The sequence below is a fragment of the Rhizobacter sp. P3_C12 genome (assembly GCF_056402735.1).
Window position 1 is genome coordinate 1 of the sequence record NZ_JBFUGW010000600.1, and the last position, 1239, is coordinate 1239.

The following is a 1239-nucleotide window of genomic DNA, read 5'->3' on the forward strand; positions in this document are numbered from 1 at the left end:
GCTTCGGCCCCGGCCGGCGCGGGCACCGCGGCTCCGGCCCCGCCGAACGGGTTCGGGACGTTGGCGCAGCCGGCCACGGTCAGTGCGGCAGCCAGCGGCGCCAGGCGCGCGGCGCATCGGGGCAGGTTCATGGGGAACTCCGGTCGGGTGGACGCGGCATCGTAGCGTCCGATGCGCCGAACTGGCGAGGCTCCCGCTCGCTTTTCCGCTCACTGCTGCCGTTGGCGCAGCACGACAATTCGCGCGTGATCCGCCCCACCCACCTCCTGCGACCGCGCCAGTGGTCGCTGCGCCTGCAGGCCAGCGTGGGCAGCTGCGTGCTGCTGATGCTGCTGTCGCTGGCGATCGGCCAGCTGTGGGCCCGGCGGGCCGCCGACCAGGTGCACACCGAGGCCGGCGCGGCGCTGCTGCAGACCGCGCGCAACATGGCCGATCGACTGTCGTACGAGATGGCCGAGCGCACGCGCGACGTGCGCCTGCTGTCGCAGCTCGACGTGCTGCGCGGCACCACCTCGCCGGCCGAGATCCGCGGCGCGCTCGATCGGCTGCGCGCGACCCTGCCCGCCTACGCCTGGATCGGCGTGACCGATGCCGACGGCACCGTGATCGCCGCCACCGACGACGTGCTGCTCGGGCAGTCCATCGCCGCCCGCCCGGTGTTCCTCAACGGCCGCGAGGGCCTGTGGACCGGCGACGTGCACGAGGCGGTGATGCTCGCCCGCTATGCGCCGAACTCGCCCGGCGAAGCGGTCAAGTTCGTCGACGTGGCCGCGCCGATCCGGCGCGCCGACGGCAGCCTGGGCGGCGTGATTGCGCTGCACCTGAGCTGGCAATGGGCCGAGCAGCTGCGCCGCTCGGTGCTGAGCCCGCGCGGCCTGCTGGCCACGCAGCAGCTGTCGGTGTACGGGCCCGATGGGGCGGTGCTGCTGGCGCCGCAGGCCGGCATGGGTCCGACCCTGGCACCGGCGCAGCTCGCCGCGCTGCAGGAGAGCTGGGCCGACGCGCTGTGGAGCGACGGCCTGCCGTCGCTGACCGCCGTGGCCGAGAGCCGGCCGGCGCAGCAGTTCAAGGGCTTCCGCTGGCACGTCGTGGCCCGCGACCAGGGCGATGCGACCGCGGCGGCCACGCAGCAGGTGCGCGCCACCGCGCTGGCCTGGAGCATCGGCATCGGGCTGCTGTGCTCGCTGATCGGCTGCTGGCTGATCGCGCTGCTGGTCGCGCCGGTCGAAGAACTGGCAC

The 1239-nt window shown here is 74.5% G+C and carries 1 protein-coding gene; it reads left to right on the forward strand.

Annotated elements, in window-relative coordinates; genetic code table 11:
* Positions 1–245 precede the first annotated feature (245 nt).
* Positions 246–1239: cache domain-containing protein (locus tag AC1DXV_RS34835; RefSeq protein WP_477938075.1), on the forward strand; the 994-nt coding region annotated here is incomplete at its 3' end.